Below are 21,615 nucleotides of genomic sequence, written 5' to 3'. Positions count from 1 at the left end.
GGGCGGCCCGGAGGTCCCGGGCCGCCCCCGCCGCGCCCTGCGGCAGCGCGGTGCTTCGCGGAGAACACGCTCAGGCCGGTGCGGCCGCCGGCTCCCCGTGCATCCGCAGCCAGTCGTCCAGCACCTCCTGCGCCCGCGCCGACGCCCGGGCGAAACGCTCCACGGGATCGGCGCCGCGCAGCAGCACATCGTCCATCGCCCCCGTCATGACCTCGCCGATGCCCGCCAGGTCACCGACCAGCGGTCCCAGCGCCGCCACCGACCCGTCCGAGGCGCGGAGCTGTTCGGTGGCCACCCGCTGGTGCGGCCTCCCGGCGAACCACCCTTCCTCCTCCAGCAGGGCGAACGCCGGTTCGGTGACCGGTACGAACCCGTGGGCCCGGTGCCACTCGGCGGCGTTGCGCGGGTTGATCAGGAACTGTGTGAAGGCCAGCGCACCGTCCTCCGTGGCCCGGTCCAGGCCGGCGGCCAGCCAGAGCGAGTCCCCGGAGACCGGGTTGCCCGCCCGGGGGGACCGGTCGGCGGCCGGCATCGGGCACACCGCGACGTCGAATCCCGCCTGGTTGCCGCACCGGACCAGGTCCTCGGCGGCCTTGGAGGAGTCCAGGGCGAAGGCGACCCGCTGCTGTGCGAAGGCGCCGAACGCGCCGCCCCAGTCCGACGGGGAGCCGGTGTACAGGTAGTGGCCGTCGGCGTGCAGGTCCGCCCACCAGCGCACCCAGTCCAGCAGGTGCGGCGAGGACAGGTCGACGGACGTGGCACGGCCGGTCCGCCCGTTGCCCGGCGTGGCCAGCAGACCGCCCTGCAGGGCGACCGCCTGCTGGAACACCCAGCCGTCGTTCGCCCAGGTGATGCCGTGGGGCGCCCCTCCGGGGCCCCGGACGACCGCCGCGCACGCCTTCCGCAGCTCCTCCCACGTCGTGGGAAGCGCGCTGATCCCGGCGGCCTCCAGGAGCGTGGTGTTGGCGTAGAGCAGCAGCGTGGTCGCCGTCACCGGCACGGAGCACAGCTCGCCGCCGTAGGTGTAGAAGTCCCGCACCGCGGGGACGAGGTCGCGGACGGCGACCGGTTCCCCGAGGATCTCGGTGCGGTCGCCGATGGCCTTTCCGACCGGAGTGAACAGCGGTGCGCCGTCGGCGGCCCGCGCGTCGCGCGCCGCCTGGGTGTCGCCGGCGTAGTAGGCGGCGAGGACCGGTGTGCCGCCCGACTCCACCGCCGCGGCGACCTTCTGGGGCATCGTCCAGAAGTCGTGCCCCGTGATGTCGACGCGGTACTCCGGGTGCGCCTTTTCGAACTGCGCGGCGAACTGCCGCATCGGGGCCAGGAAGTCCCGTCCGTCGTAGGTGCGGAACGGGTAGTTCGCCAGCCAGACATCGAGGACGATCCTGCCGTCCGGGGAGCGTACCGGCTCCAAGACTTCCTCCTCGGCGAGAGTGGGCGGTGCCTGAGCCCACACATGCTCGCCCACCGGCCGCGGGTGGGCATCTTCGGGCGTGCTCACCCGTCCTCCCGCCGCGGCCGGGCGGTCCGCGCGGACGCTGAGCAAGGGAGAAGATGCCGCGCGGCCGCGCCCCGCGTGACGATGCAACGGCCCCTGTCGGAGGGCTGACACAACGGAGTCGGAGGCGGACAGCAGATGAGCGCATACGCCAGAGACCGCGCGGTCGTCCTCGGCGCAGGGATGGCGGGGCTGCTCGCTGCCCGCGTCCTGGCCGAGACCTACGCGCACGTACTGGTGGTGGACCGCGACCAGCTCACCGGGGTGACCGGCCCCAGGCGCGGGGTGCCGCACGCACGGCACGCCCACGCACTGCTGGCCCGCGGGCAGCAGATCCTCAACGAGCTGTTCCCCGGGCTGGACGACGAGCTGACGGCCGCGGGGATCCCCGCGGGGGACATCTCCGGCAACCTGCGCTGGTACTTCAACGGCCGCCGGCTGAGCCCGGTCCACACCGGGCTGGTCAGCGTGTCGGCCACCCGCCCCGTGCTGGAGGCCCACGTCCGCGGCAGGGTGGCGGCCCTGTCCCGGGTCGAGTTCAGGGAGCGGTGCGTCATCCGGGGACTGGCCGCCTCGTCCGACCGCACCCGGGTCACGGGCGTGCTCCTGCAGGACGAGGACGGCAGCGGCTCCGAGGAGGTCGTGGAGGCCGACCTGGTCGTCGACGCCACCGGCCGCGGCTCGCGCACCCCCGCCTGGCTGGAGGAGCTCGGATACGCCAGGCCCCGGGAGGACCGGGTGAAGATCGACCTGGCCTACACGACCAGGCACTTCCGCCTCAAGGAGGACCCCTACGGCACCGATCTGTCGATCAACCCGGTGGCGTCTCCGGCGAACCCCCGGGGCGCGTTCTTCCCCAAACTGGCCGACGGCAGCTCCCAGCTCTCCCTGACGGGCATCCTCGGCGACCACCCCCCGACCGACGACGAGGGGTTCCTGGCCTTCGCCAAGACCCTGGCGGCTCCGGAGATCTACCGGGCGATCCGCGACGCCGAGCCCCTGGACGAGCCGGTGACCTTCCGGTTCCCGGCCAGCGTGCGCCGCCGCTACGAGGACCTGCGCCGCTTCCCCGACGGCCTGCTGGTCATCGGCGACGGCGTCTGCTCCTTCAACCCCGTCTACGGGCAGGGCATGACCGTCGCCGCGATGGAGGCGATGGAGCTCCGCGACCACCTGCACGGCTCCGCCCGGCCCGGTGGCCTGGCCTTCTTCCGGGGCATCTCGTCCATCCTGGACGTGCCATGGGACCTCGCGGCCACCGCCGACCTGAACTTTCCCGGCGTCCAGGGACCACGCACGCTGAAGGTGCGCATGGGCAACGCCTACATGGCCCGGCTGCAGAGCGCCGCCGCACACGACGGAGAGCTGACCGGGGCGTTCTTCAGGGTGGCCGGTCTGGTGGACTCCCCGCAGAGCCTCATGCGGCCCAGTGTCGCGCTGCGCGTGCTGCGCGGCGGTTCCCAGCACGGCGTCGCGGGCCGGGCCGCGGCCTGACCGGGCCGGTCCACGGCAGTCCCCACGCGCGGTTCAGGAGATTCCATGCGCATCATGTTCGCGGTGTTCCCCGCCAAAGCCCACTTCCTGCCCCTCGTGCCCTACGCCTGGGCCCTGCAGAGCGCGGGACACGACGTGTGCTTCGCCGCTCCGCCCGGATACCCGACCGGGGTGGCCGACCCCGAGTTCCACGAGGCGGTCTCGAAGACCGGGCTGAAGTCGGTCGTCTGCGGCGAGCCGGCGCCGCTGGCGGTGCACGACCGGGCGGACCCCGGCTACGCCGCCCTCCTGCCCACGCCGGAGGAGTGCGAGCGCTACGTGGCGGACCTGGGGATCGGCCCGGACGAACGCGAGCCATGGGACGTCTTCTACCATTTCTCCATGCTGGCGATCCGGGACTACCACACCGCGGCTCCGCGCCAGGACGTCGACGAGGTCGTCTCGTTCGCCCGGAGCTGGAAGCCGGACCTGGTGCTGTGGGACCTCTGGTTCCCCTGCGGCGCGATCGCGGCACGGGCCAGCGGGGCGGCGCACGCGCGCGTGCTGGTGTCGCCGGACTACACCGGCTGGGCCACCCGGAGGTTCGCCCGGCGAAGCCGCTCCGGCCCGGGCGCCCCGGAGAACCCCCTGGAGCGGACGCTGCGCCCGCTGGCCCGGCGGCACGGCGTCGAGGTCGACGAGGAGCTCCTGCTGGGGCAGTGGACGGTCAACCCCTTCCCCGCCGACATGAGCCTCCCCACCGACGCGGTGGACGTCCCCGTCCGGTACGTGCCCTACACCGGCGCGAGCGTCATGCCCCGGTGGCTGCACGAGAAGCCCGGCAGGCCGCGTGTGGGCCTGTCCCTCGGGGTCTCGGCCCGGGCCTTCATGAAGGGGGACTGGGGGCGCACCGCCAAACTGCTGGAAGCGGTCGCCGACCTCGACATCGAGGTGATCGCCACCCTGAACGAGAACCAGCTGGAGGGGGCCGGTCCCGTGCCCCCCAACGTGCACACCATCGACTACGTCCCGCTCGACCAGCTGCTGCCGACCTGCTCGGCCCTGATCCACCACGGCTCCACCGGAACGTTCGCCGCCGCGTCCGCCGCCGGGGTCCCGCAACTGGTCTGCGACACCGACGAACCCTGCCGCCTGTTCGCCCAGGACACCCCGGACGGCATCGTCTGGGACTTCCCCTGCCAGAAGCAGCTGACGGCCACCGGCACCGCGCGGTTCGTGACCGAGCGCGGCGGGGGCGTCCGCCTCGACCACCAGAAGCAGTCGGTGGAGGAGATCCGCGACCGGATCGTGAAGGTCCTGGAGGACCCGTCGTTCCGGGAGGGCGCGGAACGCATCCGGGAGGAGTGGCTCGCCACCCCGAGCCCGGTCGACATCGTCCCGGTCATCGAGGAACTGACCCGGCGGCACCGCGGCGCGGGGCGCGCCGGGGCCGGCACGGGGTCCGACACGAAGGAGACTGGCGCGTGAGAATCCTGGTCACCGGCGGCGCCGGCTTCATCGGGTCCGAGTTCGTCCGGTCGGCGCTCCGCGGGGAGCTCCCGGGCTCCGAGGGGGCCCACGTCACCGTCCTGGACAAACTGACGTACTCCGGCAACCTGGAGAACCTCGCTCCGGTCGCCGCCCATCCCCGCTTCCGGTTCGTCACCGGGGACACCTGCGACGCGCGGCTGGTGGACGACGTGGTGGCGGGCCACGACGTCATCGTCCACTTCGCGGCCGAGTCGCACGTGGACCGCTCCATCGACACCGCGACGCAGTTCGTCCTGAGCAACGTGCTCGGCACCCAGGTCATGCTCGAGGCCGCCCTGCGGCACCGTGTGGCGCGCTTCGTGCACGTCTCGACCGACGAGGTCTACGGGTCCATCGACAGCGGCTCGTGGACCGAGGACGCCCCGCTGGCGCCCAACGTGCCGTACGCGGCCGCCAAGGCCGGCTCCGACCTGCTCGCCCTGGCGTGGCACCGCACCAGGGGCCTGGACGTCGTCGTCACCCGGTGCACCAACAACTACGGCCACTACCAGTTCCCCGAGAAGGTCATCCCCCTGTTCGTCACCAACCTCCTGGACGGGCTGCGCGTGCCCCTCTACGGCGACGGCGGCAACCGGCGGGACTGGCTGCACGTGTCGGACCACTGCCGTGCCATCCAGATGGTGCTGAACGGGGGGCGGCCCGGCGAGGTCTACCACATCGGCGGGGGCACCGAGCTGAGCAATCGCCAGCTCACCGAGCGGCTGCTCGCCGCCTGCGGCGCCGACTGGGACGTGGTGGACCACGTGCCCGACCGGCAGGGCCACGACCGCCGCTACTCCCTGGACATCACCAAGATCAGGGAGGAGCTCGGCTACGAGCCCCGCGTCCGGTTCGAGGACGGGCTGGCGGCCACGGTGGAGTGGTACCGCCGCAACCGCTCGTGGTGGGAACCGCTCAAGCCCGCGTCCGCCCTGTCCGGGCCGGCGGTGCCCGCCGGGACCTGACGCGCCCCCGCACTCCCCTCTCCCCGACCGGGTGCCGGCGCCGGTGTCCCCCGCCCGGCCCGGCACCCCCCACTTCCCGGTGAAAGAGCGACACGATGACGTATCTGCTTCCGCCGCCCGACCGCTTCCCGACGTCCGCCGGACGTGTCCGCCGCCCGCAGGGCGCGCCCGGACCGGTCCCGGCCGGAGCGGCTCGATGAGCGCGGCGGCCCAGGCGGCGCCGCCGCGCGCCGGACGGCGGGAATGGACGGCGCTCGCCGTGCTGTGCCTGCCCACCATGCTGCTGATGCTGGACATGAACGTCCTGGTGCTGGCCCTGCCGCACCTCAGCGCCGACCTGGAGGCGAGCGCGGTCCAGCAGCTGTGGATCACGGACGTCTACGGGTTCCTCATCGCGGGCTTCCTGGTCACCATGGGCACCCTCGGCGACCGGGCGGGGCGCCGCCGGGTCCTCCTGGGCGGTGCGGCGGCCTTCGCCGCGGCCTCGGCGCTGGCCGCCTTCTCCACCAGCGCGGAGATGCTGATCCTCGCACGCGCCGTGCTCGGCCTGGCCGGAGCGACGGTGATGCCCTCGACGCTGGCCCTGATCAGCGACATGTTCAAGGACTCCCGGCAGCGGGCGGCCGCCGTCTCGGCGTGGGCCACCTCCCTGATGGTCGGTGTCGCGCTGGGACCCGCGGTCGGCGGCGTCCTGCTGGGAGCGTTCTGGTGGGGTTCGGTGTTCCTGCTGGCGGTGCCGGTGATGCTGCTGGTCCTGCTGACCGGGCCGAAGCTGCTGCCCGAGTCCCGCGACCCCGCTGCCGGCCGGCTGGACGCGGTCAGCGTCACGCTCTCCCTGGCCACGGTGCTGCCGCTGGTCTACGGCCTCAAGGAGCTGGCCAGGGACGGCTGGCAGCCGCTGCCCCTGGCCGCGCTGGCGGCGGGCGCGGCCGTCGGGACGGCCTTCGTGCTGCGCCAGCGGAAGCTGGCCGACCCCATGCTCGACCTCCGGTTGTTCGGCGACCCGACCCTGCGGGCCGGGCTGCTGGTCGGCCTGCTCAACGCCACCATCATGGGGGCGACGGGCCTCATGGTCGCGCTCTACCTCCAGACGGTCGCCGGGCTCTCGCCGCTGGAGGCCGGGCTGTGGCTGCTGATCCCCGCCACCACCATGGTCATCGGCGTCAATCTGACCACGGTCCTCACCCGGCGCCTCCGCCCGGCCCACGTCCTGGCGGCGGGGCTGGCGCTCGCGGCGGTCGGCCAGTTCCTGCTGACCGGCACCAGCGGAGCCGGTGGCATCGCCCTGCTGCTGACCGCGACCTGCCTCATCTACTTCGGCACCAGTCCCGTCGGGCCGCTGACCACCAACGTGGTCCTGGAGGCCGCACCGCCGGAGAAGGCCGGCGCCGCGTCGGCGCTGTCGTCGACCGGCGGGGAGTTCGGCGTCGCGTTGGGCATCGCCGGTCTGGGCAGCCTGGGCGCCTCGGTCTACACCGCGCGCGTGACCGTCCCCGACGGCGTCGATGCGGCGTCGGCCGAGGCCGCCCGCGAGAGCATCGCCGGGGCGGTGTCCGCGGCCTCGGCCGGGTTACCCCCCGGGACGGCCGACGAGCTGCTGGAGTCGGCACGCGCCGCCTTCGCCTCGGGTCTCCACTCGGTCGCCGCGGTCAGTGCCGCGCTCTCCCTGGGTCTCGCCGTGCTGATCGTGCTCAGGCTCCGGAGCGTCCGGCCGTCCGGCGAGGGCCACGGACACGAGCCGGCCGCCGGCGGGGACGCCCCGCAGACGGGCACCCCGCGGGCGGACACCGCGCACGCGGGGTGACCCCGCCGGCGTACAGCACGAGAGGAGATGCACCGCCGCCCTCCGAACGTGATGCTCGTTCGGAGAACGGCGTCGGCCTGCAACGGTTCACGGAGGGGCAGTGCAGTACTGGAACAGCAAGGCGGAGACGATGCCGCGCCACGAGCTGGACGCCTGGAAGTGGCGGAAGCTGCGGCGCGCTCTGGACCGTGCCCGGGCCTCGTCGCCCTTCTGGAGGGAACGGCTGCCCGGGGACATCACGTCGATGGACGACTACACCGCACGGGTGCCGCTGCTGTACAAGGCGGACCTGCTCGCGTCCCAGCAGGAGGTTCCTCCCTACGGGACGATCCCCTCGCTCGACCCCTCCGTGGGCGTGCGGCACCACCAGACCAGCGGCACCAGCGGCAACCCGCCGGTGCGCACCTTCGACACGGTGCGCGACTGGACGTGGTCGGTCGACACGTTCTGCACGGCCCTGCACGCCATGGGGGTGCGGCCCCACCACAAGGGCATGGTGGCCTTCGGCTACGGCCTCTTCATGGGCTTCTGGGGGATGCACTACGCCCTGGAGCGGATGGGCTGCACCGTCTTCCCCTCCGGCGGCCTCGACTCGCGGGCCCGGGTGCGGCTGCTCGTCGACTACCGGATCGAGGTGCTCGGCCTGACTCCGAGCTACGCGATGCGGCTGATGGAGACGGCGCGCGAGATGGGCGTCGACCTGGCGAAGGACGCCAACGTCCGGATCATCCTGGCGGGAGCCGAGCCGCGCTCGGACTTCACGACGCGCACCATCGAGAACGCCTTCGGGGCGCGGGTCTTCAACGCCGCCGGCACCACCGAGTTCGGCGGGGTCTTCATGTTCGAGTGCCCCGCCAAGCGCAACGCCTGCCACATCAACGAGCCCGCCGCCTTCGAGGAGGTCCTGCACCCCGAGACCAAGCAGCCGGTGGGCTACGGCGAGGAGGGCGTCCGCGTCACCACCGGGCTGGGCCGGGAGGGCATTCAGCTGTTCCGGCACTGGACCGAGGACATCGTCGTGAGGCGGCCGTGGCACGAGTGCGGGTGCGGCCGCACCTGGGACTGGTACGACGGCGGGATCCTGCGCCGCGTCGACGACATGCGCAAGGTCCGGGGCGTGTCCGTCACGCCCGTGATGATCGAGGACGTGGTCCGCGGTTTCGACGAGGTCAGCGAGTTCCAGTCGTCCATCAGGACCGTCCGCGGGCTCGACACGATCGTGGTCCGGATCGAGCCGAAGAACGTCCCGGGCGGTGACGTGTCCACCCTGTGCGAGCGCGTCACCACCGAGTTCAAGCGCGAGATCGGCATACGTCCCCTGGTTGAGCTCGCCGAACCCGGCAGCCTGCCCCGATTCGACACCTGGAAGGCGGCACGACTCCATGACGAACGACACCTCACGGCTCACGGCTGACCAGGAGCGCCGGCTCCTGGAGTGTTACACCGCCCTGCGGCAGCTGTCGGAGGGCTGCGCGGTGCCGGCCGTGACGGCGGCCCTGAACACGGCTCTCGCCGAGCTGCGCATCGCCCTCGACGGCCAGGCCGTCGAATTCGACTACTACCGGGAGTACCCCGCCCTCCGGCCGGCCGCCTGAGCCGCCGGGCCCTGCCCGCCGGGACGCCGGTGACCGGGACGCGCCCGGTCACCGGCGTTCGCGTTCGGACCCGTCCGGGCGCCGACCGCACCGAGAACCCAGACGAGGGGAGTCGTCGTGTCCCACCGCCCGGAGCCGAGCACACCGCACGGACGGACCCGGCCGACCCGGCCGCTGACCGGTGACGAGTACGTGGAGAGCCTGCGGGACGGCCGCGAGGTCTACCTCCACGGGGAGCGGGTCAAGGACGTCACCGCGCACCCGGCCTTCCACAACCCCGCCCGGATGACCGCACGGCTGTACGACAGCCTGCACGACCCGGAGCAGCGCGACGTGCTCACCGCTCCCACCGACTCGGGCGGCGGCCTCACCCACCGCTTCTTCACCGCGCCCCGCAGCGTGGACGACCTCGTGGCCGACCAGCAGGCCATCGCGGCCTGGGCGCGGGCGACCTACGGTTGGATGGGACGCAGCCCCGACTACAAGGCGTCCTTCCTCGGCACCCTGGGCGTGAACGCCGACTTCTTCGAGCCCTTCGCCGACAACGCGCGGCGCTGGTACCGGGAAGCGCAGGAGAAGGTGCTGTACTGGAACCACGCCTTCCTGCACCCGCCCGTCGACCGGAAACTGCCCGCGGACCAGGTGGCGGACGTGTTCGTCCACGTGGAGAAGGAGACGGACGCGGGGCTGGTCGTCAGCGGTGCCAAGGTGGTCGCCACCGGGTCCGCCCTGACCCACTACTCCTTCATCGCGCACTCCGGGCTGCCGGTCAGGGACCGCCGGTTCGCCCTGGTGGCGACGGTCCCGATGGACGCGCCGGGCCTGAAGGTCATCTGCAGGCCGTCCTACTCGGCCGCGGCCGCGGCCACCGGGAGCCCCTTCGACCACCCGCTGTCCTCGCGGCTGGACGAGAACGACTCCATCCTCGTGATGGACGAGGTGCTCGTCCCCTGGGAGAACGTCTTCGTCTACGGGAACCTGGGCAAGGTCCAGACGCTGTCCGCCCGTTCCGGGATGATCGAGCGGGCCACCTTCCACGGCTGCACCCGTCTCGCCGTCAAGCTGGACTTCATCGCCGGACTGCTCGCCAAGGCGCTGGACATCACGGGGGCGAGCGGCTTCCGGGGGGTCCAGACCCGCCTCGGCGAGGTCCTGGCCTGGCGCAACCTGTTCTGGTCGCTGTCGGACGCGGCGGCCCGCAACCCGGTGCCCTGGAAGGACGGCGCTCTGCTGCCCAACCCCCAGGCCGGCATGGCCTACCGGTGGTTCATGCAGCTCGGCTACCCGCGCGTGCTGGAGATCGTCCAGCAGGACGTCGCGAGCGGGCTGATGTACGTGAACTCCGGCACCGAGGACTTCAGGAACCCGGAGACCGGCCCGTACCTGGAGAAGTACCTCCGCGGCAGCGACGGCACCTCGGCCGCCGAGCGGGTCAAGGTCATGAAACTGCTGTGGGACGCGGTCGGCACCGAATTCGGCGGCCGCCACGAGCTGTACGAGCGCAACTACTCCGGCAACCACGAGAACACCAGGCTGGAGCTGCTGCTCTCGCAGACGGCCGACGGCCGACTGGACTCCTTCAAGAGGTTCGCCGAGAAGTGCTTGGCCGAGTACGACCTGGACGGCTGGACGGTGCCGGACCTCGCCTCCTTCGAGGAGCTGCGCGGCGCCCACCGGAGCCTGCCGGACGGCTGACCGCCGCGACGCCGCGGCCCCCGGCCCTCCGTGGGGAGAGCCGGGGGCCGGGCCGGGAAGGTGCGGGTCAGCCGAGGGCCTTGGAGGCGATCTCGCCGATCCGCTCGACGACCGAGTAGTCGCCGGGGGTGAAGCGGTTCTTGGTCACGGCGACGACGATGCCGGTGGCCCTGTCCGCGTACGCGGCGCTGCCCTCGCTGCCGGCGGTGCCGAAGACCGTCGGCGCCTGCGGGGCGTTCGGGGAGGGCAGGCCGACGTCGTAGCCCAGGGCGCGGGAGATCGGGCAGCCGAGGATCTCGTCCGTGCCGCTGACGGCCTCGGAGCACGCCTCCTTCAGCCGGTCCTCGGAGATCAGCCGGACACCGTCCACCTCTCCGATCAGCGCGGCGTACATGCGGGCGACGGCACGCGCCGTGAGGGTGGCGCCGGCCGGGATGTCGGAGGTGAGCACGTCGGTGCGGTTGCCGAACTGAGCGTCCGGGAGCGCGGCCATCGGGGCGGCGGTGTAGCCGTTGACGACCTTGAAGAACGGGATCTCGGCGAACATCTCCGGGGTCATCTCCGGAGCCCCCTCGCCCTCCTCGGCGCCCTCCGGGGCGGGGGCGTCCTCCACGCGGGCCACACGGCCCAGCTCGGCCTCCGGCACGCCGAAGAACAGCTCGTCGGCGACGCCCAGCGGCTCGCCGACGACCTCGCGCAGGACCTCGGAGATCGGCTTGCCGGTCGCCCGGCGCACGACCTCGCCGACGATGTAGCCGAAGGACTGCGCGTGGTAGCCGAACTTGGTGCCCGGCTCCCACCACGGCTCGGCCGCGGCGATCGCGTCGACCGACTTCTTCCAGTCCGCCAGGTCCTCGGGCGTGGTGTCGGCGGGCATCCCGGGGACGCCGGCGGCGTGCGTGAGGACGTGGCGCAGGGTCACGGACTCCTTGCCGTGGGCGCCGAACTCCGGCCACAGGTCGGCGATCGGGGCGTCGTAGTCGAGGACGCCCCGCTCCGCGAGGACGTGCACGACGGTGGACGTGACGCCCTTGCCGGTCGAGGTGCTGTAGAAGGGGGTGTCCGAGGTGACCGCACGGCCCGACTCGGGGTCAGCGGCACCGGCCACGGCGTCGACGACGAGCCTGCCGTTGTGGTAGATGGCGACCTGGAGGCCCCGCTCCGCTCCGGAAGCGACGAGCTCGTCGATCGCATCCTGGACTTGCTGCTGAATGTCTGCCATACCTGCTTCTCTCTCGGGTCCCGTAGACGGACGGGGTGCTGACGGCCTGTCGCCGTGCTGTGCGTCCATGCCGGATCGGCAACCGTGTGCGGCGACCCTCCCATGATGTTGTTCGCGATTCCGGTTCGCATCTCCTGGATTGCGCAGTACACCCGTGCGAATCGGGGCCGCCGGGCCGGGCCGGCCGGAGCACGTACCGGCCGCGGCAGAGGCCGCGGCCGGTACGTGTCGTGCTGGGAAGCCGGGTCGGCGGGACCGGTTCAGCGGGGGCTGTTCTGGTACGCGGCGAGCAGCCACTCGCCGTTCCGCTTGACCGCCAGCCAGGAGGCGCGGACCGCGCGCTCCGAGCTCACCTCGGTCTCGCCCGGGGCGAGCACGCCGCCCTCGGTGATCATGATCGCGGTCTCGTCGCCGAGCAGCCGGACGTCGACCGGTCGGCCGGTGACCCGGGTGCCCTTGTAGGGGCCCGCGAAAGCGGTCGCCATGAAGGCGGTGATGGCGTCCCTGCCCTTCTGGTGGACACCGGGCAGGATCATGGTCCCGTCCTCGGTGAAGGCGGCCCCGAACGCCTCGGCGTCGTGGGCGGCCCAGGCCGCGATGATCCGCTGGGGGAGGTCGGCCACCTCGGCCGGCGCGGTGGCGGTGGCGGTGTTCGTGGTCATGTGGCCTCTTCCCGTGTGGTCGGCGTCGGATTTGCGGTGGTCAGATGTAGAGGGTGTTGGGCTCGAGTCCGCACAGCACACGGCCGTACAGCTCGTTGTTGGTGTCCGGGTGCATCAGGGCGTGCAGGTTGACGGCCTGGACGTCGCGGGCGATGCGCTGGATGGCCACGTTGTTGTAGATGGAGGAGCCGCCGCTGGCGTCGGCGAGGATGTCCACGGCCTCCTTGGCCAGCCGGCACACCGCCCCCATGTCCGCGCGGGCCCGGACGCGCTCCTCCAGCGTCCAGGGGGAGTTCTCGGCGCCCTTGGTGTCGACCTGGTCGGCCAGCCGGTGGGCGTGGAAACCGGCCTGGTCGATCTTGAGGCTCGCCTCGGCCACCTGGTGGTGGGTGAGCGGCGCCTCCGCCTGGTGCTCGTAGGCGGTGTAGGTGATCTTGCGACCAGGCAGGCGCTCGAGGAACTCCTCCTTCGCCGCCCTGGCCAGTCCGAGCGCCGTTCCCACGGACGAGGCCGACGCCACGGGCAGCAGCGGCGCCCGGTAGACGGGCGAGTCGGCGTTGGCGGGCGAGGCGTGCTGCCCCTGGAGCACCGCTCCGAGGGGAAGGACGCGCTCCGCCGGCACGAAGACGTCCTGCGCGACGGTGCTGATGCTGCCGGTGCCCCTCAGCCCCGACGTGTGCCAGTCGTCGATGGTCTGGAGGTCGGACATCGGTACCAGCGCCATGACCGGCGCGGGCTGTCCGTCCGGGCCGATCTGCACGGCCACGACGACCTGCCAGTGGCTGTGCAGGGCGCCGCTGATGAAGCCCCACTTGCCGCTCACCGTGATGCCGCCGTCCACCGGCGTGGCGCGGGCGGTGGGGCTCAGGGTGCCGCAGATGCGGACGTTCTCCGTAGAGAAGACCTCCTCTTGGACCCCCTCGGGGAAGAGGCACGCCATCCAGGTCGGAATCCAGTAGACCGACGCGGTCCAGGCGGCGGCGCCGTCGGCCCGGGCCAGCGCTGCGGACACGTCGACCAGGGTGCGCGTGTCCGCCTCGAACCCGCCGAAGCGCCGGGGGGCGCGGAGCCTGAAGATCCCGGCGTCGGCCAGCGCCTCGATCACGTCGTCGTGGAGCCTGCGGTTCTCCTCGGACCAGGCGGCCTTGGACGAAAGGAGCGGTACGAGGTCCGTCGCACGACGGACGAGTTCCTCCCGCGCCGGCACTTCGGTGGTGAGCACCCTTTTCCTCCTGAGCGTAGGATCGGCCGGGGCTAACGGCCGGAATGACTTCGGGGTTTCTTTCCGCTCCGGTCGCCGCCGGGCAGACCCGACCGTCGCAGCGGCCGTCCGGATCGCGCATCTTCCGGATTGCTCTCCGCCCCGCGGGGAACCGCCCCCGAGGCCGCGGGCGCCTTGGCGGGGGAACAGCGCACACTGGAAGAAGCACCGTCCGTGCGCCGGGTGCCACGATGCAGGAGCCCAGACAGGCCCTTCATCCGGAGTTCCCCTTGCCAGCCGCCGTCCGCGACGCCGTACCCCTGCGAGCGCACCGCCGTGCCGTGACCGTCACCGTGGTGGGCAATTTCGTCGAGTATTTCGACTGGCTCGCCTACGGGCTCTTCGCGCAGCTTTTCGCCGCGCAGTTCTTTCCGTCGTCGAACCCGGTCACCTCCCTGCTCGGGGCGTTCGCGGTGTTCGGCACCGGCATGCTGTGCAGGCCCCTGGGCGGTGTCCTGTTCGGCAGGCTCGCCGACCGCCGCGGCCGCAAGCCGGCGCTGATGTGGTCGATCGCCCTGATGGCGACCGGCTCGGCGCTCATCGGAATCGCCCCCACCTACGAGCAGATCGGGCTGGCCGCGCCCCTGATCCTGCTGCTGGCCCGGCTCGCCCAGGGGTTGTCCTCCGGTGGCGAGTGGCCCGCCGCCGCCACCTACCTCATGGAGCTGGCACCGGAGCACCGCAAGGGCCTGTACGGCAGTCTCTTCTCGCTGACGGCCGCCGCCGGTGCGTTCGCGGCCTCGCTGCTGGGCGGCGGGCTGAACGCCTGGCTCGGACCGGAGGCGATGACGGCGTGGGGCTGGCGGATACCGTTCCTCGTCGGCGCCGCCCTCGGCGTCTTCCTGCTGGTCGCCCGGCACCGGATGACCGAGACGGAGGTCTTCGAGCGCGAGGTGCGCACCCGGGCCGCCCGCGGTTCGCTGCGCCGGGTGCTGGGAGTCCACCGCTCCCGGGTGGCGGTAACGGTGCTGCTGGTCGCCGGGATGACCACCGTCAGCGGCACCTGGTCGACCGTGGTGCCCTCCATGGGGCACCGCCTCGCCGAGCCCGGAGTGATGTTCTGGGTCGTGGTCTGCGCCACCGGCACGGTGATCGCCCTCCAGGTGCCCCTCGGGCTGCTCGCCGACCGCGTCGGGGCCATGAGGTTCCTCGTCGTCTCCAGCATCGGTTTCGCCGCGGTCGGCTCGTACGCCTACCTCGGCGTGACCGGCGAGTTCGCCAGCCTGTACCTCACCTACGGGTGCGGCGTGCTGTACCTGGGCTGCACCACCACCGTCATGCCCAAGGTGCTCGCCTCGGTCTTCCCGCCGCAGGTGCGGGCCCTCGGCATCGGGCTGCCGCACTCCACTGCCACCGCCGTCCTCGGCGGTGTCGCGCCGTGGCTGGCGACCTATCTGGGGGCCAGGGGGGCGTCCGGGTGGTTCATCGGCGGTGTGATGGCGGCGGTCCTGCTGGTCTGGCCGGCCCTGGCGATGGCCCGGAGGCTGCAGGATCCCCCGGCCGAGGGCGCCGGGGAGGGGAGCGCCGGGGATCCGGCCGACCGGCCCGCCGACCGGCCGGCCGGGGCCGTCGCCGCGGGCGTCAAGTGAAGCACCACCGACACGACCATACGGAGGGTCGACCATGACCGTCACCGACACCACCCGGGAATCGACAGACCCGGCCGGAGCGCTCCTGCCCCTCTCGTTCCACCAGGAATTCCTCTGCATGTTCGACAACGGCAGGGAGGAGGGGCCGTTCGGGCCCAAGTACCACATCGTCGGGGCCTGGCGCATCGAGGGCGAGCTGGACACCGCCACCCTGCAGGCTGCCCTGGACGACGTGGTGGAGCGCCACGAGGCGCTGCGTACGGAGATCGTCCGGAACGGCGACTCCCACGCGCAGCGGATCCTCCCGCCCACCTCTCCCCGGCTCGACGTCCGCGACCTGACGGACACCGCTCCGGAGGACCGCGACCGCCGCGCCGACGAGCTGCTCAACGACGTCGAGGACGGGAGGCTGAGCATCCGCCGGCTCCCCCTGCTGCGCGCGGTGCTCGGGCGGTTCGACGACCGCGACGCCGTCCTCGCGCTGATCGCCCACCACACGGCGGCCGACGCCTGGGCCATGCACGTCATCATGCGCGACCTCGCCGCCTGCTACGCGGCCCGGCGCGACGGCACCTCGCCCGACCTGCCCGAGGCGAGCCAGTACCGGGAGTACGCCCAGTGGGAGCGCGAGGCGTCGCTCTCTCCGGGCGCCGAGCGCCGGCGCGCCTACTGGCGCCGGAAGTTGAGCGGCGCCGCGATCCTGGCGCTCCCCACGGACGAGCCCCGCTCCGCGAACCTGCCCAAGACCACCGCCTGGCTGCGGTTCGCCCTGGACGCCGACCTGGCGGAGGCGGTGCCGGCCCTCGCCAGGGAGTCGCGCGGCTCGGCCTTCATGACGCTGCTGGCCGCCTACAAGGTGTTCCTGCACCGGCAGACCGGCGCCACCGACATCACGATCCCGACGTTCTCCTCCGGCCGCGGCCAGGAGCGGTTCCAGGACACCGTCGGGTCGTTCATCAACTTTCTTCCGCTGCGCACCGACATCGCCGGCTGCGGAACGTTCCGCGAGGTGATCCGGCGCGTGCGCACCACCTGCGCCGAGGCGTACACCCACGAGATCCCGTTCTCGGAGCTGATGCGCGAGGCGCCCGGACTCATGGCGGCCGCGGCGACCGACGACCACCAGATCACCGCCTTCCAGGCGGTGCACGCCCCGTTCGACACCGCCGACCGGGAGGCCGGGGGCATCCGCTACACCAAGGCGTGGAAGCGGCTGCTGTCGCAGTCGGACGGCTCCGACGTCCCCGACGGGATCCTGTGGTCCCTGCACATCGACCCCTCCGGGGAGATGGTCGGCAGCCTGGGCTTCAACACCAACCGCTACCGCGAGGAGACGATGAGGCGGCAGCTCGACGACTTCATCGGGCTGCTGCGGGAGCTGGTGGCGGCCCCGGACGCCCCGCTGGAGACCCGCTCCTCCTCGGTGGTGGAGGAGAAGGTGCGGGAGATGTGGACGGCGGTCCTGGGGGCCTCGGACACGCCGGGCGCCACCTTCTTCGAGCTGGGCGGCCAGTCCATATCCGCCGTCCGGCTGGTCGGGCGCATCGAGCAGGAACTCGGCGTCTGGGTCGACGTCGACGTCCTGTTCGACGACCCCGACCTGGAGACGTTCACCAAGGCGGTCCTGGCGGCGGCGGCCGAGCCGACCGCGTGACCTGACCCGCACCGCCCGCCGGACCGGCCCCGGGGAGTCCCCGGGGCCGGTCCGGCGGGCTTCTCACGTGGCGCCCCGGCCGCACGGCGAGGGCCGGCCCGCCCCGCAGCACCGTTCGCGGGGTGGGCCGGCCCTCGCCGTGCGGGACCGTGCGGCTCAGCGCAGTTCGGCGCCGGTGTTGCGGACGACGGCCTCCAGGAACTCGCCCCGGGACAGCGCCGCGGCGATGAGCTCGATGTCGTCCGCCATGTACCGGTCCGCCCCCAGCGTCGGGACCAGCGAGCGGACGGTGTCGTAGGCGGCCTTCGCGGCGGGGCTGAGGCCCTCGCGGCGACCGCTGATGTCGACGGCCTGCGCGGCGGCGAGGAACTCGACGGCGAGGATCTTGTTGTTGTTGTCCAGCACGCGCCGGGCGTTGCGGGTGGCGATCAGCCCCATGCTGACCACGTCCTGGTTGTCGCCGTTGGACGGGACGCTCTGGGTGCTGGCCGGGCCGATGGTGCGGTTCTCGGCCACCAGGGCGGTCGCCGGGTACTGCGCGCCGGCGAAGCCGCTGTGCAGGCCGGGGTCGCCGGCGACGAGGAACTCCGGCAGGCCGTAGCTCAGGTGGCGGTTCAGGACTCGGTTGATCTGCCGCTCGGCCAGGACCCCCAGCTGGGTGAGGGCGATCGTCACGAAGTCCATGGCGAACGCGATCGGCTGCCCGTGGAAGTTCGCGCCGTGGAAGATCTCCCGGCCCTCGAAGAACAGCGGGTTGTCGTTGGCGGAGTTGAGTTCGATCTCCAGCTTCCTCACCGCGTGGTACAGGGTGTCGCGGACCGCACCGACGATCTGGGGGATGGCACGCAGCGAGTAGGCCTTCTGGAGGTAGATGTCGGAGCGCTGCACCTCCTTGTCCCGGTCCTTGCTCGCCTGGAGCTCGCGCCGCAGGTCGGCGTGGTCGACCATCAGGCCGCTGCCCGCCGTCAGGGTGCGCATGTTGGCGGCCGTGTCGATCTGCCCCTCGTGGGGGCGGGCGATGTCGTGCCCTTCGGGCAGGAACGGGCTGGTCGAGCCGCGCAGCGTCTCGATGAGCAGCGCCGTGACGATCTCGGCCTGGCGCACCTGGGCGAGCGCGCGGCCCACCACCAGCGACCCGACTCCGGTCATCGCGGACGTGCCGTTGATCAGCGCCAGCCCCTCCTTGAAGCGGAGCCGGAGCGGTTCGATGCCCAGTTCGTCGAGGATCCTGCGGGTCTCGACGCGCCTGCCGTCGCGCAGGACGTACCCCTCGCCGATCAGCGTGCTCGCGACGTGGGAGAGGGGTGCCAGGTCGCCGCTGGCGCCCAGGGAGCCGATCTCCGGGATGGCCGGGGTGATGCCGAGGTTGAGGTAGAGGGCCAGCCGCTCGATGATCTCCGGGCGCACGGCGGAGTGGCCCTTGGCGAGCGTGTTGAGCCGGGCGGCGACGACGGCGCGCGCCTCGTCCTCGGCGAACATCGGCCCCACGCCCGCACTGTGGCTGCGCACGAGGTTGGTCTGCAGCTCGGTCTCCTTGGACTTGTCGACCTGCATGTAGATCATCTCGCCGTAGCCCGTGGTCACCCCGTAGATCGGGATGTTCTGCTCGGCTATGCCCTCGAAGAGTTCGCGGTTCCTGCGGACCTTCGCGGCGGCCTCCGGGCTGACGCGCACCTGCACGCCCTCCTCGGCCACCTGGCGCACGGACTCGATGGTCAGGCTCTCCCCGTCGAAGTCCACCGGAAGGGCGTTGGTCTCCACTGCGGTCAATGTCCTCAACTCCATGAAGGTCTGGTGCTGTCGATGGTCGTCGGCTGCCGGTCCGGTCAGTCCGGACGGGCGGCGCCGGGCAGGCGGGAGCGGTCGATCTTCCCCGCCGCGTTGCGGGGAAGGCGATCCGGCACTTCGCGGAACGTCGCGGGCAGGGTCAGGGGGCCGAAGTGCCGACGCAGATGGGCCCGCCACTCGCGGGCGGCGGCCCGCCCGGTGCCGTCTGCGCCGCGGTGCGGCACGACGTACACCGTCAACCGGGTGACCAGACCGGACTCGTTGGCCTGGGGCACCACCGCGCACTCGTGCACGGAGGGGTGGGAGGCCAGCGCCGCCTCGATCTCGGTCAGCTCCACCCGGTTGCCGAAGACCTTGACCTGGAAGTCCTTGCGTCCGCGGAACTCCAGGGCGCCGTCCCACCGCCTGCGGGCCAGGTCGCCGGTGCGGTACCAGCCGGCGTCCGCCCTCGCGCCGGGCTCCGTGCCGGGCAGGGCCTCCACGGGCCGGAAGGCGGAGCGGTCCGCGGTGCCCAGGTACCCGTCGGTGACGTAGGGCGAGTGGATCACGATCTCCCCCGTCACGCCGGCCGGGCAGGGGCGGTCGTCGCCGTCGAGCACCAGGACCTGCCGGCCGGGTATGGGCCTGCCGATCGGCACGGTGCCCCGTTCCGTGCCCTCGGCCTCGTGCCAGGTGGCGGCGATCGTCTCGGTGGGGCCGTACAGGTTGGCCACCCGCACCCCGGGGAACGCGTCCCGCAGGTCGTTCACCAGGTCGCCCCGCAGCGCCTCGCCCATCAGCAGGACGTGGCGCAGGGAGCCGGGCCGCTCCGCACCGTCGGCGACGGCTGTGAGCAGGTCCCGGGCGAAGCTGGGCACGGTCTGGATGTGGGTGATCCGCTGCTGCGCCAGCCACGGGACGAGCCGGTCGGGGTTGGCCCGCACCCGGTCCGGCACGGGGCACAGGGTGCCGCCCGCGACCAGGGTGGCGAAGACCTCGCACAGCGCCGGATCGTGTTCCGGGGCCACCCACTGCGCCACCCGCGCCCCGGGGCCCATGGCGAACTGCCGCCCCAGCCACTGCGCGAACTGGGCCAGCGCGGCGTGCGTCTGGGGGATCCCCTTGGGTCTTCCGGTCGATCCCGAGGTGAAGGCCACGTAAGCGTGGCGGTCCGGCCGGGCGGCGGCGGGCGCGGGGGCGTCCGCCGGGGCCGCCGTCCGCCGCGCGCGGGCCGCGTCCAGCAGCCGGCCGCCCAGCTCGCGGACGTACCACCCGGCCAGTTCGTCGCCGTCCCCGTCGCCGTCGAGGACCATGCAGACGGGCCGCAGCTCGCGGAGCATCGCCCTGTTCCGCTCCCCCGCCGCCCCGGTGCCGAGCCACAGCAGCCGCGCGCCGGAGGCCATCACCGCGATCAGCACGGCGACACGCAGGTCCCCCGGGGGCATCCGTACGGCGACGGTGGCGCCGTCACGCGCGCCGCGGGAGAGGAGGTGCCGTGCGATCCGGTCGGCCCGGTCGCGCAGCGCCCCGTAGCCGACCGCCCGGCCGTCCCACTCGACGGCGGGGGCGTCGTCGCCGGCGTCGCCGCCGACCAGGAGGTGCACGGGACGCGGACCGCTCCCGGGCGGGAGCAGCCGGTCCGCGTCCCGCAGGGCGGCGAGGAGCCGGTCGGGCGTCTCCAGCGGCAGCCGGCCGATCGTCAGGCACGGATCGTCCAGGGCCGCGTCCAGCAGGACGTGCGCCTGCTCCAGCAGGCACTCCGCGGAGCGCGCGTCGTGGGGCACCCCGTACCGCAGTGCACCGCCCACGGAGGAGGGGTGCCCATCCAGTTCGAGGTGCAGGCCGCCCGGCGTCTCCTCCGCGCCGTACGCCGTGACCGACCGCAGCGCGAGCCCGGCCGCGGACGGCGGGAGCGGCCACTGGTCCAGCAGCTCGCGGAAGGAGATGTCCCCGTGGTCGCCGCGGTGGCGGTGCAGCAGCGCCCGGAACGCGGCCAGGACGACGGCCGCGGGGACGGTGCCGTGCACGGCGGCCAGCGCGGCGGCACGGCGGCGGATCCCCGCACCCCAGTCGAAGCGCACGGCGTTCCCGGGGGCGGCGGACCGGAGGGGGTCGGTGTCCGGGGGCGTCCCGGCGGCCGCTCCGTACCCGGCGGCCAGGGCGTCCAGCAGACGGGCGAAGTCGCCCCCGTCCACCGCGTCCCGGCGGGCGGCCGGCAGCAGCCCGTGCTCCTCGGCGGCCAACCGGACCGCGTGGAGGCAGACGACCGGACCACCGGGGGCGGGGAGCGGCGGTGCGGTCCGGTCGGTGAAGTGCACGGTGGTGCCGGCCCCGGCACCGGCACCGAGCACCCGCGAGACCGCCGTGCGCCAGGCGGTGCGCAGGGAGGCCGGGTCGAGGGGGCCGGCGACGTGGAGGGCCGCGTACCAGTGGGACACCGACGGGTCCGCCTCCAGCACGGCGGCCCGGGACCCGTCGGCCGCTACCGTTTCGTTCTTCACGCACACATTGTTGGGCCGGATAACCGGTCCGGGCTTCTCCTGGAATGCGCAATGACGGACCGGCGTCACATCCCTTTGCACGGAGGTGCCTACTGGGCCGAGTCGGCCCTTGGGCCGGCAGTGACCGGAACCGGAAGTATCCGAACGTGCTCTTCTCCGTCCACCAGGCCATTTGACCAAGTCGGCTTGCGGATCCCGCGAGGCCGCGGATTGAATGCCGGAAAACCAATGAGGATGCCGATGCGCTCGCCATGCGGATAATGCGGGCCGAAATGGACCGTTCATCCACGGAGCCTGGGAGAAAGCAGGAAATGGTGAATCACCTGTTCACTTCGGAGTCCGTGACCGAGGGTCACCCCGACAAGATCGCCGACCAGATCAGCGACACCATCCTCGATG

16 protein-coding genes are annotated in these 21,615 nt (G+C 72.7%); 10 read left to right on the top strand and 6 right to left on the bottom strand.

Features of this window, described 5'->3' with window-relative positions; genetic code table 11:
* Positions 1-70: 70 nt before the first annotated feature.
* The gene (locus ACFSJS_RS24310) at positions 71-1,414 is read right to left on the bottom strand and encodes an extracellular solute-binding protein (protein WP_380903952.1); all 1,344 of its coding nucleotides are present in this window, start codon (positions 1,412-1,414) and stop codon (positions 71-73) included.
* Between the two features lie 222 nt (positions 1,415-1,636).
* Here ACFSJS_RS24310 and ACFSJS_RS24305 point away from each other — a divergent pair, with 222 nt between their 5' ends.
* From ACFSJS_RS24305 to ACFSJS_RS24275, 7 genes are all read left to right on the top strand, one after another.
* Complete coding sequence (locus ACFSJS_RS24305; RefSeq protein WP_380903950.1) at positions 1,637-2,992, top strand: FAD-dependent oxidoreductase; 1,356 nt, start codon at positions 1,637-1,639, stop codon at positions 2,990-2,992.
* Between the two features lie 45 nt (positions 2,993-3,037).
* The gene (locus tag ACFSJS_RS24300) at positions 3,038-4,459 is read left to right on the top strand and encodes a nucleotide disphospho-sugar-binding domain-containing protein (protein WP_380903948.1); all 1,422 of its coding nucleotides are present in this window, start codon (positions 3,038-3,040) and stop codon (positions 4,457-4,459) included.
* Positions 4,456-5,466, top strand: coding sequence for a dTDP-glucose 4,6-dehydratase (gene rfbB, locus ACFSJS_RS24295; RefSeq protein ID WP_380903946.1), 1,011 nt, complete (start codon positions 4,456-4,458; stop codon positions 5,464-5,466). The genes ACFSJS_RS24300 and rfbB overlap by 4 nt, the downstream gene beginning before the upstream one ends.
* A 196-nt stretch (positions 5,467-5,662) precedes the next feature.
* Complete coding sequence (locus ACFSJS_RS24290) at positions 5,663-7,270, top strand: MFS transporter (protein WP_380903944.1); 1,608 nt, start codon at positions 5,663-5,665, stop codon at positions 7,268-7,270.
* Positions 7,271-7,370: 100 nt separating this feature from the next.
* Positions 7,371-8,684 (top strand): phenylacetate--CoA ligase family protein, encoded by a 1,314-nt coding sequence (locus ACFSJS_RS24285; RefSeq protein WP_380903942.1) that lies wholly within the window; start codon positions 7,371-7,373, stop codon positions 8,682-8,684.
* Positions 8,653-8,865 carry a DUF6052 family protein gene (locus ACFSJS_RS24280; RefSeq protein WP_380903940.1) on the top strand — a complete coding sequence of 71 codons (213 nt, stop codon included), beginning with the start codon at positions 8,653-8,655 and terminating at the stop codon, positions 8,863-8,865. Before ACFSJS_RS24285 ends, ACFSJS_RS24280 begins: the two co-directional genes overlap by 32 nt.
* 117 nt (positions 8,866-8,982) lie before the next feature.
* Positions 8,983-10,560, top strand: coding sequence for a 4-hydroxyphenylacetate 3-hydroxylase family protein (locus ACFSJS_RS24275; RefSeq protein WP_380903938.1), 1,578 nt, complete (start codon positions 8,983-8,985; stop codon positions 10,558-10,560).
* A 67-nt stretch (positions 10,561-10,627) separates the two neighbouring features.
* Here ACFSJS_RS24275 and ACFSJS_RS24270 read toward each other — a convergent pair whose 3' ends face one another.
* From ACFSJS_RS24270 to ACFSJS_RS24260, 3 genes are all read right to left on the bottom strand, one after another.
* Positions 10,628-11,782 (bottom strand): serine hydrolase domain-containing protein, encoded by a 1,155-nt coding sequence (locus ACFSJS_RS24270; protein ID WP_380903936.1) that lies wholly within the window; start codon positions 11,780-11,782, stop codon positions 10,628-10,630.
* 260 nt (positions 11,783-12,042) lie between these two features.
* Positions 12,043-12,444 carry an SgcJ/EcaC family oxidoreductase gene (locus ACFSJS_RS24265; protein ID WP_380903934.1) on the bottom strand — a complete coding sequence of 134 codons (402 nt, stop codon included), beginning with the start codon at positions 12,442-12,444 and terminating at the stop codon, positions 12,043-12,045.
* A gap of 40 nt (positions 12,445-12,484) precedes the next feature.
* Positions 12,485-13,666, bottom strand: a complete 1,182-nt coding sequence (locus tag ACFSJS_RS24260) for an acyl-CoA dehydrogenase family protein (protein WP_380903932.1) — start codon at positions 13,664-13,666, stop codon at positions 12,485-12,487.
* 320 nt (positions 13,667-13,986) lie between these two features.
* On the opposite strand from ACFSJS_RS24260, the gene ACFSJS_RS24255 reads away from it, so the two are divergent.
* Positions 13,987-15,294 carry an MFS transporter gene (locus ACFSJS_RS24255; protein WP_380903930.1) on the top strand — a complete coding sequence of 436 codons (1,308 nt, stop codon included), beginning with the start codon at positions 13,987-13,989 and terminating at the stop codon, positions 15,292-15,294.
* A gap of 34 nt (positions 15,295-15,328) precedes the next feature.
* Positions 15,329-16,948: a condensation domain-containing protein gene (locus ACFSJS_RS24250; protein ID WP_380903928.1), complete on the top strand. Its 1,620-nt coding sequence runs from the start codon at positions 15,329-15,331 to the stop codon at positions 16,946-16,948.
* A gap of 156 nt (positions 16,949-17,104) precedes the next feature.
* Here ACFSJS_RS24250 and cmdF read toward each other — a convergent pair whose 3' ends face one another.
* The gene (cmdF, locus tag ACFSJS_RS24245; protein ID WP_380903926.1) at positions 17,105-18,718 is read right to left on the bottom strand and encodes a tyrosine 2,3-aminomutase; all 1,614 of its coding nucleotides are present in this window, start codon (positions 18,716-18,718) and stop codon (positions 17,105-17,107) included.
* Between the two features lie 56 nt (positions 18,719-18,774).
* Positions 18,775-21,216 (bottom strand): amino acid adenylation domain-containing protein, encoded by a 2,442-nt coding sequence (locus tag ACFSJS_RS24240; RefSeq protein WP_380903924.1) that lies wholly within the window; start codon positions 21,214-21,216, stop codon positions 18,775-18,777.
* Positions 21,217-21,527: 311 nt separating this feature from the next.
* Between ACFSJS_RS24240 and ACFSJS_RS24235 the strand changes: the two genes are divergently transcribed.
* On the top strand, positions 21,528-21,615 hold an 88-nt coding region (locus tag ACFSJS_RS24235; RefSeq protein ID WP_380904058.1), incomplete at its 3' end, for an S-adenosylmethionine synthetase N-terminal domain-containing protein.

Source organism: Streptomyces desertarenae (assembly GCF_042681365.1).
GTDB classification, from domain to species: domain Bacteria; phylum Actinomycetota; class Actinomycetes; order Streptomycetales; family Streptomycetaceae; genus Streptomyces; species Streptomyces desertarenae.
The sequence above is the reverse complement of the archived record's forward strand: the minus strand, read 5'-3'. Positions and strand labels throughout refer to the sequence as shown.